The 15,021-nt window shown below is 49.1% G+C and carries 15 protein-coding genes; 14 read left to right on the top strand and 1 reads right to left on the bottom strand.

Annotation, left to right across the window (positions count from 1 at the left end; translation table 11 throughout):
- The first annotated feature begins 3 nt into the window (after positions 1 to 3).
- Genes ABEA66_RS15830 through ABEA66_RS15810 form a run of 5 tightly spaced genes read left to right on the top strand, consistent with a single transcriptional unit; the run spans position 4 to position 4,849 of the window.
- Positions 4 to 1,194 (top strand): extracellular solute-binding protein, encoded by a 1,191-nt coding sequence (locus ABEA66_RS15830; RefSeq protein ID WP_345588742.1) that lies wholly within the window; start codon positions 4 to 6, stop codon positions 1,192 to 1,194.
- A 7-nt stretch (positions 1,195 to 1,201) separates the two neighbouring features.
- Entirely contained in the window at positions 1,202 to 2,038 is an 837-nt protein-coding gene (locus ABEA66_RS15825) for an ABC transporter permease (protein ID WP_345588740.1), read from the top strand.
- On the top strand, positions 2,039 to 3,367 hold the full coding sequence (locus tag ABEA66_RS15820) for a hypothetical protein (protein ID WP_345588738.1): 1,329 nt from the start codon (positions 2,039 to 2,041) through the stop codon (positions 3,365 to 3,367).
- Entirely contained in the window at positions 3,364 to 3,846 is a 483-nt protein-coding gene (locus tag ABEA66_RS15815; RefSeq protein ID WP_345588736.1) for a hypothetical protein, read from the top strand. The genes ABEA66_RS15820 and ABEA66_RS15815 overlap by 4 nt, the downstream gene beginning before the upstream one ends.
- Positions 3,830 to 4,849 (top strand): CehA/McbA family metallohydrolase, encoded by a 1,020-nt coding sequence (locus tag ABEA66_RS15810; protein WP_345588734.1) that lies wholly within the window; start codon positions 3,830 to 3,832, stop codon positions 4,847 to 4,849. Before ABEA66_RS15815 ends, ABEA66_RS15810 begins: the two co-directional genes overlap by 17 nt.
- A 117-nt stretch (positions 4,850 to 4,966) precedes the next feature.
- Here the strand turns inward: ABEA66_RS15810 and ABEA66_RS15805 are convergent, their stop codons facing one another.
- A complete protein-coding gene (locus tag ABEA66_RS15805) occupies positions 4,967 to 5,965 on the bottom strand; it encodes an aldo/keto reductase (protein WP_345588732.1) in 999 nt (332 codons plus the stop codon).
- 106 nt (positions 5,966 to 6,071) lie between these two features.
- Between ABEA66_RS15805 and ABEA66_RS15800 the strand changes: the two genes are divergently transcribed.
- The 9 genes from ABEA66_RS15800 (at position 6,072) to ABEA66_RS15760 (ending at position 14,912) form a co-directional block, all read left to right on the top strand.
- A complete protein-coding gene (locus tag ABEA66_RS15800) occupies positions 6,072 to 6,962 on the top strand; it encodes a LysR family transcriptional regulator (protein WP_345588730.1) in 891 nt (296 codons plus the stop codon).
- 397 nt (positions 6,963 to 7,359) lie between these two features.
- Positions 7,360 to 8,892: a dockerin gene (locus tag ABEA66_RS15795; RefSeq protein ID WP_345588728.1), complete on the top strand. Its 1,533-nt coding sequence runs from the start codon at positions 7,360 to 7,362 to the stop codon at positions 8,890 to 8,892.
- A 248-nt stretch (positions 8,893 to 9,140) separates the two neighbouring features.
- On the top strand, positions 9,141 to 9,806 hold the full coding sequence (locus tag ABEA66_RS15790; RefSeq protein WP_345588726.1) for a GntR family transcriptional regulator: 666 nt from the start codon (positions 9,141 to 9,143) through the stop codon (positions 9,804 to 9,806).
- A 19-nt stretch (positions 9,807 to 9,825) separates the two neighbouring features.
- Complete coding sequence (gene ilvD, locus ABEA66_RS15785; RefSeq protein ID WP_345588724.1) at positions 9,826 to 11,511, top strand: dihydroxy-acid dehydratase; 1,686 nt, start codon at positions 9,826 to 9,828, stop codon at positions 11,509 to 11,511.
- Between the two features lie 155 nt (positions 11,512 to 11,666).
- Positions 11,667 to 12,374, top strand: coding sequence for a DNA alkylation repair protein (locus ABEA66_RS15780; protein WP_345589311.1), 708 nt, complete (start codon positions 11,667 to 11,669; stop codon positions 12,372 to 12,374).
- 439 nt (positions 12,375 to 12,813) lie between these two features.
- Entirely contained in the window at positions 12,814 to 13,047 is a 234-nt protein-coding gene (locus tag ABEA66_RS15775) for a hypothetical protein (protein ID WP_192704697.1), read from the top strand.
- Positions 13,048 to 13,282: 235 nt separating this feature from the next.
- Positions 13,283 to 13,423, top strand: coding sequence for a hypothetical protein (locus ABEA66_RS36350; RefSeq protein WP_377739482.1), 141 nt, complete (start codon positions 13,283 to 13,285; stop codon positions 13,421 to 13,423).
- A 98-nt stretch (positions 13,424 to 13,521) separates the two neighbouring features.
- Positions 13,522 to 13,908 (top strand): MerR family transcriptional regulator, encoded by a 387-nt coding sequence (locus ABEA66_RS15765; RefSeq protein ID WP_345588719.1) that lies wholly within the window; start codon positions 13,522 to 13,524, stop codon positions 13,906 to 13,908.
- A gap of 98 nt (positions 13,909 to 14,006) precedes the next feature.
- Positions 14,007 to 14,912 carry an NAD(P)-dependent oxidoreductase gene (locus tag ABEA66_RS15760; protein ID WP_345588717.1) on the top strand — a complete coding sequence of 302 codons (906 nt, stop codon included), beginning with the start codon at positions 14,007 to 14,009 and terminating at the stop codon, positions 14,910 to 14,912.
- Positions 14,913 to 15,021 lie beyond the last annotated feature (109 nt).

The raw sequence follows: 15,021 nt of genomic DNA, 5'->3' as shown, positions 1-15,021 counted from the left end.
TTGATGAAAAAATGGGTGAAACAAATCAGAGTTCTTAAGGGCAAGACCTTGGTGCTTGCCGCTGCGGCGATAGTTGTCGCTCTGAGCGGCTGCGGCAAGGTAGAACAAGCCGCTACGAATGGCGGTGCGGTGGGAGCTGCACAATCCGGCGGAGCGAAGCCTGTCGAAATCAACTTCTACTTCTCCGGCTCGGCCAACGTCAAGGAAATGTGGGAGACGCTGGCGCCGCAATTCGAGAAGGCGAACCCGGAAATCAAGGTCAAGCTCGTTCATTTGCCGGACGGTCAGGCTGAGGGAGCGGCGATCGACAAGGTGCTTGGCGCCAAGAAAGCAGGTCAGAAAAGCATCGACATCGATGTGTTCGAGACCGGGCTAAGCAATCTGACCAAGGGTGAAAAAGACGGCGTATGGCAGAAGCTCGATCAGTCCATGATTCCGAATTTGGGCAAGGTTGACTCCGCCTACATGAACGACGTTCATCAGCTGGCCGTGCCTTACCGCGCTTCCTCTGTCGTACTGGCCTACAACAGCAAGAATGTACCCGAGCCGCCGAAGACGGCGGACGAGCTGTACGACTGGATCCGCAAGCACCCGGGCAAATTCGCGTACAACGATCCGGCTACCGGCGGTTCGGGATCATCGTTCGTTCAGACGGCAATTTATAACTTCCTTCCTCCCGAAGCGATTCACAACGAGGATCCCGCAATCATGAAGCAGTGGGATAAAGGCTTTGCGCTGCTCAAGGAGCTCGGGCCTTCCATGTATCAAAAAGGCGTTTATCCGAAGAAAAACCAGGGCACGATGGACATTCTGGCTAGCGGTGAAGTCGACATGATCCCCGCGTGGTCAGATATGGCGCTCGAGCAGCTGAGCAAGAAAATGCTGCCGGATACGATCAAGCTGACCCAAATCCAACCGGCCTTCACCGGCGGCCCTTCCTATATTGCAATTCCGGCAATGTCGGAGAAGAAGGAAGCGGCGCAGAAATTCATTAATTATGCCCTGACCCCCGAAGCACAGACCGTCGTTATCAACAAAATGTACGGTTATCCGGGGATCAAGTGGTCCGAGATGCCGCAAGAATTACAGAAGAAGTTCGAAAGTGTAGCTAAGGGCTACCGCACCTTCACGATCGGCTCGCTCGGCGACGAAATCAACAAGCGCTGGCAGCGTGAAGTAGCCGGAGGCAACTAAGAATGCTATGAATAACAAACAGCATAATTATCTAGGGATAGCGATGGTTATCCCTTCTTTTCTCATTCTGCTGCTCGTCGTCGTTATTCCGATCGTGCTTGCGGTACTCGAAAGCTTCAAGGACGATGACACCGGAGCTTTTACGCTGAGCAATTATACCTTCTTGTTCGCCGATTCCTTCATGAGACGCAATATCGGGTTCACGCTCAGCATCACCCTGGTATCGATGGTAATCGTCATCTTCATCAGTTATTTGCTTGCGATGTATTTGCGGTTTAACCAAGGGAAGATTGCCGATTGGATTCGGCGGCTCTATTTTATTCCCATGTTCATTCCGTCGGTTATTGGTACCTACGGCATTATCTCGATGTACAGCAATCACGGCTGGCTGGCGAGATTTGTACTGCTTGCGGGAGGAGACAACTTTCCGAAAATTATCTACAGCTACAGCGGAATCGTTCTCGCGAATCTATGGTTTAACATTCCGTTCGCAACGATGATGCTCAGCTCCGCACTATCGGGCATACCGAATTCCATCGTGGAAAGCGCCAAGGACGCGGGCGCCGGGCGGCTGCAAATTTTGCTGCGCTTTATTATCCCGCTATCCTACAAGACCATGCTCGTAGCGATGACGTTCGTATTTATGGGCATCATCGGCAGCTTCACCGCGCCGTTCCTGATCGGTCCGAATGCGCCTCAGGTGCTTGGCGTCGCGATGGAGCAGATGTTTGGTGTCTATAAGGAGCTCGGCCGGACGAGTGCAACTGCGGTTTTTATGTTCATCCTGTGCTCGTTCATGGGTTATTTCTACATTCGCAGTATGATTCAGGAGGAGCGACGATAAATGAAACAACGGATGATGTTTTACGAACCGGCGGTTCCGGTACTGGTGGATGCCGGACAGGAACTTAAACTGAAGTTCCAGATGGACAAAGCGGGGCTTGCAGAATTTGCGTTAACCGCAGCCTGCGACGGGGATTGGCTGATTGAAGGCAAGGAATCCGTCCTGCTGCAAGTGCTGCTGAACGGGGAATACAATCAGGATGTGGTCTTGTTCTACGGCGACCGCTGGCTGAAATACCCTCGGCTGCTCGGTTATCTGGAGCCAGGCGATTACGAGCTCGAGCTGCGGTTTCACGATCAATCTTCTCCGGGCACACGACAAGCGGCCGTAAAGGCGGCGGCCATCTACCGGGTGGACCGCGATTCCTTGCTCGGTATGATTTACCGATACGCTCCCATGCTGTACGGCAGAGATTTGGGTCATCCGGTGGAGAGCCGCTACACGGACACACCGCTATTGATGCTGTACACGCTAACGCAAGGGGAGGACAGGACGGTCATTGAATATCACGTGCTGTACAGCCACGAGGACGAGGGAACACCGGCTCCTATGCTCATGTCCAAATGGGGACGTCTGACCGATATCGAGTGGACACTTAGACTAGTGCTCGATCGTGACGGAGCGATTATGGATGCCGTCTATCAAGGACTTCATCATAGAACAACCCCGTTTAGGGGCGAATTTGTGCTGGGAGGTCACCCGGTGCTGCAATCGGCGAGTGCTCACGGCATGGTCACCGATGTTCCGACCTCGCGTTACCGGATGCTGCTTGCCCCGGTGTACTGCTGGAACCCGGCGATCGAGCCGCGCGAGAGGGTGATGGACGCATACCCGTACACGTATCAGATGATGGCTTGGGAGCTGGAACGGCACCGCCGCTTGTCGCAATTAATCGCCATGGGCACGGGCTCCGAGCCTTGGCAAGTGACGGATGTGAGAGAGTATTTATTCGTTCAGACATCCAAATGGGCGGAGGACCCGGCGCTGCAAAACCGCACATGCGTCGATATACGCGTAAGGCTGAAGGGAAGTGCTGCAGTGTACTCCAGCTCGTTCGGGGACCTTCGCGCAGGGGAGTTCCGAGCCGCTTATACAGGGCCTTACGAATGGTACGCCACAACAGTGAAGCTCCCTGCAGGGACGGTGCTAGGCGATATTGAAGCGATTGAGGCAGAGCTGCTTGGAGGTGGCGACCATGCTGTGACGGTTCGCGGCCTGAAAGCGTTCATGCTGGAGGCCGATTATTTGCCGGGCGATGCCGTAGAAACGCTGGGGGAGCTGCGCTTGACAGTTGACGAGCCCGTCGGCTCGCTGTGGTGCGCACCATGAGAATAATGGAAGCGCAAGGCACCTTGACGCCCGTGATGTCCAAGACTCAGGTCGTGTACGCGTTTCCGCTGCCGGAAGGCCTGGCCGGGCTGACAATCCATTTCCGCTACTCACCTAAATTGCTGGAGAATACCGAACGAGCCGAAGAGCTGATCCGTCAATCGGCCCCGAGGTACATGGAGGAGCCCCAGCTCAGCCGTTATTTGGAACGCTGGGAGGATGCGCTCCCGCTGTCCAATTTGCTTACGCTGTCGCTCGACGATCCGAGCGGCTTCCGCGGAGCGGCGCATCGACATTCGCCGGAGCAATCACACCGGATCGGCCGGACCGAAGCGTCGCCGGGATTTCTCCCGGGACCAGCGGCCGTTGGGATATGGCGGATCACCATCAGTGCTCATGCCGTTGTCACGGAGGATTGCGGCTATTCCTTGAAGGTGACGGGCTGGAACGAAGAGGAGGCTTATGATGGGCTTGCATAATAAGGGAGAAGCAGCAGAGGAACGGTGGGTTGCCTGCGAGCTTCATACCCATACGTATCACAGTGACGGCCGCCATACGCTGCGTGAGCTGGCGCTCAGCGCAGCAGCACTGAAGCTGGACTGGATAGCTCTGACCGATCATAATACAACCTCGGGACTGCTTCACAAGGAAGAGGCCGAACACGAATCCGGCATCTCGATAGAGAACGGGCTGGAATGGACGACCTTTTACGGTCATATGCTCGTCCTGGGTTTGCCTTCCGGGAGCTATGCGGATTGGCGTATGTTGGGTGTCAACGATTTGGCTCAGGGCTTGCGAGAGGTGAAAGCGCTCGGCGCTTTGGCCGGTCTCGCGCACCCGTATCGGGTCGGCAGTCCCATGTGCACCGGCTGTTATTGGGAATACGAAATCGAAGATTGGAGTGACATCGATTTTATCGAGGTATGGTCAGGTACGTTTCCCGCTGTGAAGACAAGCAATCAGCGGGCGTTTGCCCTATGGACGGAAGCGCTGAACCGGGGCTATCGCATAGCGGCGACCTGCGGCCGTGACTGGCATGATTCGGCGCCGGACGCGGTGGAGCGGGAGCCGGTCGCCGTCACCTACATCGCTGGTGATACTCCGGTGTCGGGCATTGCCCGCGGGGCAGTCGCCGTGTCAATGGGGCCGCTAATGACGATAACGGCCTCCGGAGAGGGCGGAGAGACGGGCATCGGCGGCGTCATGAAGCTTATGGAGCGGTCCAAGACGATCGACGTATCGGTTCAATTGGATTTTGGGCGCCGGGCCGCCTGCTGGTCACTACCTGAGCAGACGCTTGAGGTTAAGCTAGTCGGCAACGAAGGGGTTATCCAATCGATAGCGCTGCCGTCAGGCGTTCGCGAGACAAGTGTCTCTCTTGATGCGTCCGCTTTATCATGGCTTCGGGCGGAGCTGTATGGCACGATGAACGTGTGCTGGACGATGATTGCCTTTACCAATGCCATCTATATCGAGATCTGAAATAACGAACTAGGCCGCCGATATGGTCGGCGGCTTTGCGTTGGGCGTGCTGCTATGTCAATCGTTAGTCATCATTACCCGTTGACATGCAACGCTTTCTTTTCGTGGCAATTATATTCACAAGAGATCCCGCAGCTTAGCAATATCTTCATCCGTTCTGTTGCCGTGGATCTCGATTTTAGCAAGTTCATTCTCAATTTGATTATATTCATCATCCGTTAGCTCGACATCAGCCGCCCCCAGATTTTCCTGAATTCTCTCAAAATTTCGTGAACCGGGGATGGGAACAATAAAATCTTTTTTATGCAGCATCCATGCCAGAGAAATTTGTGCCGGGGTGGCATTCTTTAATGCTGCAAATCGGGTTAATAAATCCAGCAGCGGCTGATTGGCTAACCTATTCTCCTTGCTGAAGCGGGTGATCACCCTTCTTGCGTCAACTCCAACAAACTCCGTATCTGCTTGGATTTTCCCGGACAAAAATCCGCTGGCAAGCGGGGAGAAAGGTACGAAGCCAATTCCCAGCTCTTCACATGTGGGGATCACATCCCGTTCAAACATCCGCTCCATGATTGAATACTCGCTCTGAATCGCAGTCAATGGAGTTACTGCATGTGCGCGCCGGATTTCATCTTCTGTGGCCTGCGACTGCCCCCAGCCCAGTATTTTTCCTTCTTTAATCAGCTCGCCCATACAGTATGCAATTTCTTCCACCGGTATGTTCTTATTCACCCTGTGTTGATAGTAGAGATCGATACGATCGGTTCCAAGCCTCTTCAGAGAAGCATCCACGCGCCCTCTAATTTGCTGCAGCATCTTTTCGGTCGAGCTCGCTTCGTCGCTTTTTTCATACATAATCTTGGTAGCAATCACAACTTGATCCCGGATCGGCCTCAGCGCTTCACCCACCAGCTCCTCATTGGACCCCATACCGTAGATCTCCGCCGTGTCGAAAAAAGTACAGCCTAATTCATAAGCCTCGTTAATCATGCGAATCGCATCACGGCGCTCCGGTACGGCACCATATCCCATAGATAACCCCATGCAGCCATAGCCGATTGCGGACACTTCCAAATCTCTCAATTTTCTTTTATACATTGCTGTTGCTCCTTCCATTTTCTCTGAGTTCCTCTCTAATGTTACAGTTGGAGTGCTTGATACGGAAGTTCAAATAGGTTAGCATGGTATTAACTATTAGTTTATACGGAGAGAAGGCTTAATAATGAATGAACAGTTGAATACGTTTATTCAGGTGGCGGAGTCTGGGAGCTTTTCCAAGGCGGCTGAGAAGCTATTTGTTTCTCCAACCGCAGTGATGAAGCAAATGAATTTGCTGGAGAAGCAAGTAGGAGTTCCTCTTTTGACTCGCACGAATCATGGTGTTGGACTCACTGAGGCCGGAAAATCGTTTAGCAAGGATGCGGCATTTATGCTGCAGTATTTTCAAGAAGCCCTGCTGCGTACACGTCATGCCGCACAGACAATTCAGGTTATTCGCGTTGGGACCTCTATGCTTAATCCATGCAAGGTTTTGCTGGATCTATGGAATGAAATCAGCGATCAATATCCGCAGTTCAAGATCAACATCGTCCATTTTGAGGATGATGCTTATACACTCCCAACTACGTATCGTACCCTTGGTCAAAACTTTGATTTCATCGTAGGGCCAACCCTTACAGAAAACTGGAAGGATTATTTCCGCGTGCTAGAACTAGGCAGTTACCGCTTTTGCTTTGCAGTCTCTCGCAACCATCGGCTGGCTTCCCAAAAAACATTGTCTGTCAAAGATTTATATGGGGAGAAGCTGGTTGTGGTGAATGGCGGAAAATGCGCCGCAATTGAAACAATTCGCGATTTTTTGATCAGGAACCATCCTAAAATCAAAATTAAATATATTCCGCGCCTATATGATCTTGACGTATTCAACCGCTGCGTAGAAAGTAATACAATCATGCTTACATTGGATGCATGGAAAGATATTCATCCGTCCTTGGTGACCCTTCCTAGCGATTTGGATTTCACTATACCCTATGGTTTGCTATATCCTCTGCAGCCATCCGAGGATGTCCATCAGTTTCTAGAAATCATTAAGGAAATGCAATCTAAGAACTAAGAAAAAAAGAGAATCCAATGGTGTGAGAGCAGCCCTCTTCTTGGGAACAAGGTGAGGGTTATTTGAGTTCCGGATTCGACCCGGCGAATTACTGGCACTAACATAACACTTTCTATGGGATTCTCTGTGTCAGCAGCTTTTTGTTAAGCAAAAAAAAGGTAACTACCCTACAACTATGATGTGTGACCCCCATAAGGATTTTGAAATAATAGGTATAATGAAGAACTGTAAGCGCTTACTGGTAGTGGCGAGGTCTATACCGGCAGGCCGACGGCTTGCGGCATCAAATTTACAGAGCAAGGGGGGGAAGTCGAATCATTGGACGCGCCAAGCTCAATCATGGTTGTCTATTTCATTACTGAGACTCACAGCTAGACTATAATAGGAGGTTACATTTATGCTCAAATTGAATAAGTCAAAAATGAAAAAGCTATGCGGAATTTCAGTTTGCCTATCGGTTACATTATCGTTATTTTGCACGACTGGAAACCATGTCAATGGTGCGGCGGCAGCTGCTCCCCCAAATGTCATTGCCTTTCCCGGAGCTGAAGGCGGAGGGAAGTTTGCAACAGGCGGAAGAGGAGGCGATGTAGTGTATGTTACTAATCTGAATGATAGTGGCCCTGGTTCATTCAGAGATGCGGTTGGCACGCCTAATAGAATCGTTCTATTTAAAGTTGGAGGAACCATTGAATTACAAAGCGATGTCGTTGTCAAATCCAACGTGACCGTAGCAGGCCAGACCGCCCCGGGCGGCGCAGGAATTACATTGAAAAACTACAAAATCGGTCTTGGCGGCGATAATATTATCCTTCGGTTTATCAGTTCAAGGCCCGGTGAAAGAGGTGTTGCGAAGGATTATGATGCATTCGGAGGTTCAAACGGAAGCAACTCCATCGTCGACCATGTTTCCATAGGCTGGGCGAATGATGAGCAATGGGGGCTTTATTCAAAAAATGATAACTACACGGTACAGTACTCCATTATTGGTCCATCGAATTCATTCTCCTACCATTCCAAGGGAATTCACGGGTTTGGGGTTATGCTTGGCAGAGCTAACGCTTCATGGCATCATAATCTGATTGTGCATAACGTATCTCGCAATTTCCGAGGGAAAGTGGTGGGAACCAATCCAATCGATTTTACCAATAACGTCATTTATAATTGGGGATATGAAACGGCTTATGGAACTCTTGGTCATGAAAATTATGTAAATAATACATTAAAAATGGGTGTTTCAACCAAAGGGGGCTTCAATTATATAAGTGTCGGTGATAGCGGAACAAGTCCCGAAAACTTTTCTATTTATTTAAAGGGGAATCGTTTCCTTAATAAGGACAATACAGAATACAGCACGTTTACCTCGGATAACTGGACTGGAATTAAATATGGCTCTGGAAAAACAGAAGAAAATACCCGTTCGGATGTACCTTTCGAAATGCTCGTAAACGGGGTCAATGTATCTACAGCCGTCTACGCGGAAAGTGCGGAGGATTCCTACAATCATGTGCTGCATTACGCCGGTGCAGCGGTAAGTGCGAATCAAAGGACGGAAATTGACAAGCAGGTTGTTCAAGAAACAAGGACAGGTAAAGGATCGCTTACAGGTGCTAGACCTTATTCGGAAGCTACGGATGAACAAAAAGCTCAGCTCGATAAATATCATATTGAGACTGGAGTTGAGTACACCTATCCTGATGCAGTGTTGACCGGCGCGCCGACGGATACAGATGCAGACGGTATGCCTGACGACTGGGAGAAGGCGAGAGGTCTTAATCCGAACAGCGCTTATGCGCCTGATGGTACTCTGGAATCGAGGGGAGACTACTTGGGACAAGGATATACAAACATAGAATATTATATCAATGATCTAACGGTACATGCATTTCCAGCCAACACAGTTCAGTTATCTCCCAAGAAAAAGAAGTAAGGAAGTAACATTTCTGACTAGATCTAGATAAATGCAAATGAGAGTATGGACGAAGCCTATGCTAAAGCGTAGGAGCGTCCATTTTTTTTGTAGGTGGCAGTGTAACGTAATAAGATCCTAAATTGATTTCAACTAGGAAATGATGAATTCATTATTGGGATACAAATAAAGATTAAAAATAACCTATTGCATTTCACATATGTATGCGATATATTGCATATAAGATCAAAAAAGTAAGGATGATAAAATTGCCAGTACCCAAAAATTTCGTTTCGCCTGCGCGGATGTCCGCAAAAGAAAGAGCCTTTTCCCAAATTCAACGATGGATTATCGATGGTACACTCCAACCAGGGGAAAAACTTATTGACGCCGAATTAGCGGAGTCGCTTGGAGTAAGCCGTACACCGATTCGGGAAGCATTTCAGCTGCTCGAAGTGCAAGGGCTCGTTTCGACGCATCCTGGAAAAGAAACAAAAGTGACGGAAATTGAGAAGGATGACATCTTCAAGATGTATTCAACGATGGCAGTTCTTCAGGCTTTAGCAGCTGAAATTACCGCTAAGATTATTGCACCAGAGCAAACTGAGCAGCTTCGATCGATTAATCACGATTTTGCTAGTGCCATTAATAGCGGTCAAGCTTACCAGGCCATGGAGACGGATGAACAGTTCCATAACCTTATCGTGGAGCTCTCGGACAATCCTTATATCGCATCATTCAGCGCGTCGCTTCAGATTCATATCCGGCGCTTTAAATACGTGTTCTTAAAGCAGCCGGTTACGGCGACACAAGCTTCAGTCGATGAGCATGCATCGATTATTTCAGCTTTTGAGCAGAAAGATAGCGATCGCGCTCAGGCAATGATGAAGCAAAACTTCATCCGTCCGATGCAGGAGCTGCACGAATTACTTTAATAGACAGGGGAGTGGAATAATGGCGAGCGGAAAGGATCTTCGTATTCGCAGTAAGGTAATCAGCGAGGGTGTGAACCGGGCACCGAACAGAGCAATGCTGCGTGCCGTTGGTTTTAAAGATGAGGACTTCAAAAAGCCGATGATTGGCGTAGCCAGCACCTGGAGTGAGGTAACTCCATGCAATATGCATATTAATGAATTGGCTGTTCAAGCTAAGCTTGGGGTGCGTAACCATGGTGGTGCTCCGCTGATTTTTAATACGATCACAGTCTCAGATGGTATTTCAATGGGCCATGGAGGCATGCTGTTCTCGCTGCCAAGCAGGGAAGCAATCGCGGATTCTATTGAGATTGTAACCGGAGCTGAGCGGTTTGACGGTCTTGTGGCGATCGGTGGATGCGACAAGAACACGCCCGCCTGTTTGATGGCAATTGGACGGTTAAATATTCCTTCCGTTTACGTATATGGAGGAACGATCCAACCGGGCAATCTCGACGGTAAAAAAGTTGATATCGTCACGGCTTTCGAAGCGGTCGGACAATATCATGATGGAAGAATGACGGATGAACAGCTCCATAAGGTAGAATGTAGCGCTTGTCCGGGTCCAGGCTCTTGCGGCGGCATGTACACCGCCAATACCATGGCCGCTGCTGCAGAAGCAATGGGCATGAGCCTTCCGGGCTCCTCTTCTACGCCAGCTATTTCGCCTGATAAAGCGGCAGAATGTGTTGAGGCTGGTAAACAAGTCATATCGCTGCTTGAGCAGGAGATCTACCCCAAAGACATTATGACAAAAAAAGCATTTGAAAATGCGATTACGGTCGTTATGGCTTTGGGAGGTTCAACAAATGCTATCCTGCATTTGCTCGCCATTGCACATTCGGTAGGTGTCGATTTATCATTGGATGATTTTGAGCGAATCCGCCTCCGTGTTCCCCATTTGGCAGATCTGAAGCCAAGCGGCCGATATGTTATGCAGGATTTGAACGAAATTGGCGGCATTCCGGGTGTAATGAAGTTCTTACTCGCCGAGGGTCTTCTTCACGGTGATTGCCTCACGGTCACAGGCAAGACCTTGGCAGAGAATCTATCCAAGGCAGCTCCACTTCGAAATGATCAGGAGATTATTCGCCAGTTGGATAAACCGCTGAAGCCTAGCGGACCATTGGTTGTTCTTAGAGGCAACCTCGCTCCTGAAGGCGCCGTTGCCAAAATGTCCGGTATGAAGAAGCAGCAGTTTGTCGGACCGGCAAAGGTGTATGACAGTGAGGAGGAAGCAACGGAAGCCATTTTGAGAAATGAAATCCATAAAGGGGATGTCCTAGTTATTCGCTATTGCGGTCCCAAGGGCGGGCCAGGTATGCCGGAGATGCTATCTGTTACTGCACTGATTGTAGGCAAGGGTCTTGGCGGGGAGGTTGCCCTTATTACGGATGGCAGGTTCTCGGGTGGTTCCCATGGCTTCGTAGTCGGTCATGTATCACCTGAAGCGCAGGTTGGCGGACCAATTGCATTGCTGAGGAATGGGGACATCATCACCATCGACAGTGAAACTCAGCAGATTAGGTTTCAAGTGTCGGAAGAGGAGCTTGCTGCCCGGGCTCAATCATGGGTACAGCCTCCGCTCAAAACAAATTCGGGCGTACTGGCAAAGTATGCAAGACTAGTTTCCTCAGCATCTACAGGTGCAGTTACAGATATGTAATAACAATGAAGAATCGCCAAGCTTTTGGCGGTTCTTTTCTTTTATGCCGGCAAGGCCGTGGTCCTGATTTCATTGGATTATGGCCGATTTATGATATATTCAATGATAAGACGGCTAAAGCACTAACGACTATCTATATAAAGGAAGTGCGAACCATGAATCTAGAAATGGTCATGCAAGAGCTTGAGGCTCTCGGTAAGGAGCGTACCAAGAAAATATACCAGTCCAACGGCGCGCACGAACCCCTTTTTGGTGTAGCCACAGGTGAAATGAAGCCCCTTTTCAGGAAAATAAAACGAAATCAGCCATTGGCAGAGCAGCTCTACGCTACAGGGAATTACGATGCTATGTATTTTGCCGGGATGATTGCAGATCCTGCAGCCATGTCAGAGGATGATTTTGAACGGTGGATTGATAAAGCTTATTTTTATATGCTATCGGATTATGTAGTTGCTGTCACTTTGGCAGAAACGGAAATAGCTCAACAAGTTTCGGATAAATGGATTGCAAGCGATATAGAGCTCAAAATGTCAGCGGGTTGGAGCTGCTACTGCTGGCTGCTCGGGAATCGTCCGGATAGCGAATTTTCCGAAAAGAAAATTGCTGATTTGCTGGAACTTGTTAAACATACGATTCATGATGCCCCGGATCGTACGAAGTACGCGATGAACAATTTTATTTACACGGTGGCAGTATCCTACCTTCCGCTCCATGACAAGGCGGTCGCGATCGCAAAGGAAGTAGGATCGGTAGAAGTTCATACAGGTTCTGCAAAAAGCAAGTTATTGAACGCTTCCGTTACGATTCAAAAAGCCGTAGATAAAGGGCAGCTTGGCTTCAAACGAAAATATGTAAGGTGTTAGAGATGTATGAGTCAATAATGATTGGCTGGAAATAGAATGGAATCAACATAAATAAAAGGTGAGCTATTCAAACTCCTAAATCCAATTGGGGGATTAGAGGACATCTAGTTCGTCATCGGCGATATCACGAATGTAGATGCATTTGCAGCGGTATTGGCGAATTGCGACGTCTTATTTCATACAGCAGCCTATTTCCGGGAATCGTTCGGATTGGGTCAAAATCAATGGCCGATGTTGGAAAAAAATCAATTTACCAATACGATTCGATTGTTCGAATTAGCTACCTCAAAAGATGTAAATAAGATCGTACATACGCGGGTAACAGCTTTCCGGCAGGTAATTCAGTCATCAATCGGAACTATACAGCTTCAGTTTCGCATGATCATTAAAGATCCCTTATAATGATAAGTGAATAAAATGTAAGTAGAGGTGAAAAAAATTGAGCTTGACTCCACTGCAACAATCCATTTTATTAACATTAACCACGGAATGGCAGACACCGGCACAGATTGCAGGTCAACTTACGGAAGCTGCGGATCTATCCGACGTAAATCATTCACTAAAAGACCTTATACGTGAAGGGTTGGTACAGGCTAACCCCGTGGTTCTGGGTCTGTATCGATTATCCACTCTCGGCACGCAAAAGACGAAGGATATGGGTGAAAATCAATAAAACAGCCCGGCACAAGAGACTTTCGCATACGCTTATTCAATGAAGCTAAGTTCCAAAAACAACGCGGTTGCCGATATGCATCGGTAGCCGCGTTGTGAAATCCCGTATAGGGACTGATAGAGATGCTCTAAGGATAGGGGATTATCAAGCGAGTAACGTTTACAAGCAGGTAAACGATGGATTACAATTCACCGAATGAAGCGGTGTTAAAGGTGAAACTTGGCCTAAAGATACCATAGCGGCGGGTCGTCGTCATACCGTTCGCCTTAAGTCGGACGGCACAGTGGAGGCTGTGGGGGATAACGAGTACGGACAATGCGATGTAAGTATCTGGCGAGGTATCCAACTGCCCGGTGTCAAAAAAAATGCCCATTAGACCTATCTACATATAATTGGGGAAGCCAATTAAGATAATGCCATTTCCGACAAGCGTCTTCTTATCCTATAACGAACATAGAAGGAGGTTCAAGCGGGATGAAAATAAGCGAGCTGTCGCGATTGACCCGCGTAAGTATACGGTCGATCAGGCATTATGACAACAAAGGCCTTCTGAACGCCGTTAGAATGGAGAATGATTATAGGGATTTCGGCGAATCTGCCGTAGAAAGAGTCAGAGCGATTCAACTATACTTGAAGCTCGGACTAACGACCGATGAAATCGGAACTTTGTTCAAAGGCGAGACGGCGGATCCCGACGAATATGAATTTTGCGAGGAAATGCTGGCGACGTATGAACAGAAGCTTGGGAATGTAAATCATCAGATCGAAGCGCTTCATACCCTGAGAAGATTATTGGAGAGACAAATCGATATAACGAAGAGGAAACAAACACCCTCTGACGCAGACACGCCCCGGAGATAATGAAATGCTCCTGGGCCGTTTTGTTTTTTGTGTTGACTTTGACACTAGTGTAATCCTTTATGATGTCCTTGAGGTTATCATGAAAGGGGTTTTTTACATTGAATAGCAATGCACATGCAGCAGGGAAAAGCAAATCGGTGACTATCATCGGCCTGGGTCCGATGGGCCAGGCGATGGCAGGTGTTTATCTGGAGCGCGGTTATAAGGTAACCGTATGGAATCGAACCACCAGCAAAGCGGACGAGCTTGTATTGAGGGGAGCCGTCAAAGCATTCACCATCAAAGAGGCGCTGGACGCAAATGATCTGGCGATCCTCAGCCTTACGGATTACGATGTGATGCATGCAATCCTCGAACCGGCTTCGGAATATTTGACCAGCAAGGTTCTTGTCAACCTGAGTTCAGATACTCCGCAAAAAGTCCGTAAGGCAGCAAATTGGTTAACCGACCGTGGGGCCAGCATGATTACCGGGGGAGTACAGGTTCCGCCTTCCGGTATCGGTAAGCCGGACTCTTACACGTACTACAGCGGTCCAAAAGAGGTGTTCGAGGCTCACCAGAAGGATCTTGAAGTCCTTACCGGCACTGACTATCGAGGCGAGGATCCCGGACTAGCCATGCTGTATTATCAGCTCCAGATGGATATATTCTGGACGTCCATGCTGGGCTACCTGCACGCATTTGCAGTGGCGAGTGCGAACGGCATAACGGCGGAGCAGTTCCTGCCCTATGCTTCAGCAACGCTGTCATCATTGCCAACATTTGTTAAGTTCTACACACCGCGACTTGACGCCGGTAAGCATCCTGGCGATGTGGACCGACTGGCTATGGGGGTTGCGAGCGTCGAGCACGTCGTTCATACAACAGAGGATGCCGGCATCGATATTGCTTTGCCATCTGCGGTTCTGGATATTTTCAAACGAGGGGTAGAGAAGGGTCATGCTGGGGACAGTTTTACCAGTCTCATAGAAATCTTCATGAAATCATCCGATGTCCGTTCATAAAAGGGAGACGATTTCTTAGCCATGATCTAGGGAATCAACGCCTCTCAACAATAATCGCCTTTGGCGGCTTCCGGTCAGCATGTGGCCCGGACGGAATTAACCCGTCCGG

This window comes from Paenibacillus vulneris, assembly GCF_039543185.1.
GTDB lineage: Bacteria > Bacillota > Bacilli > Paenibacillales > NBRC-103111 > Paenibacillus_S > Paenibacillus_S vulneris.
The sequence above is the reverse complement of the archived record's forward strand: the minus strand, read 5'-3'. Positions and strand labels throughout refer to the sequence as shown.

Excerpts from the sequence above, each read along its gene's own strand:
- ABEA66_RS15830 (WP_345588742.1), top strand. The coding sequence starts at position 4 with ATGAAAAAATGGGTGAAACAAATCAGAGTTCTTAAGGGCAAGACCTTG.
- ABEA66_RS15825 (WP_345588740.1), top strand. The coding sequence starts at position 1,202 with ATGAATAACAAACAGCATAATTATCTAGGGATAGCGATGGTTATCCCT.
- ABEA66_RS15820 (WP_345588738.1), top strand. The coding sequence starts at position 2,039 with ATGAAACAACGGATGATGTTTTACGAACCGGCGGTTCCGGTACTGGTG.
- ABEA66_RS15815 (WP_345588736.1), top strand. The coding sequence starts at position 3,364 with ATGAGAATAATGGAAGCGCAAGGCACCTTGACGCCCGTGATGTCCAAG.
- ABEA66_RS15810 (WP_345588734.1), top strand. The coding sequence starts at position 3,830 with ATGATGGGCTTGCATAATAAGGGAGAAGCAGCAGAGGAACGGTGGGTT.
- ABEA66_RS15805 (WP_345588732.1), bottom strand. The coding sequence starts at position 5,965 with ATGGAAGGAGCAACAGCAATGTATAAAAGAAAATTGAGAGATTTGGAA.
- ABEA66_RS15800 (WP_345588730.1), top strand. The coding sequence starts at position 6,072 with ATGAATGAACAGTTGAATACGTTTATTCAGGTGGCGGAGTCTGGGAGC.
- ABEA66_RS15795 (WP_345588728.1), top strand. The coding sequence starts at position 7,360 with ATGCTCAAATTGAATAAGTCAAAAATGAAAAAGCTATGCGGAATTTCA.
- ilvD (WP_345588724.1), top strand. The coding sequence starts at position 9,826 with ATGGCGAGCGGAAAGGATCTTCGTATTCGCAGTAAGGTAATCAGCGAG.
- ABEA66_RS15780 (WP_345589311.1), top strand. The coding sequence starts at position 11,667 with ATGAATCTAGAAATGGTCATGCAAGAGCTTGAGGCTCTCGGTAAGGAG.
- ABEA66_RS15765 (WP_345588719.1), top strand. The coding sequence starts at position 13,522 with ATGAAAATAAGCGAGCTGTCGCGATTGACCCGCGTAAGTATACGGTCG.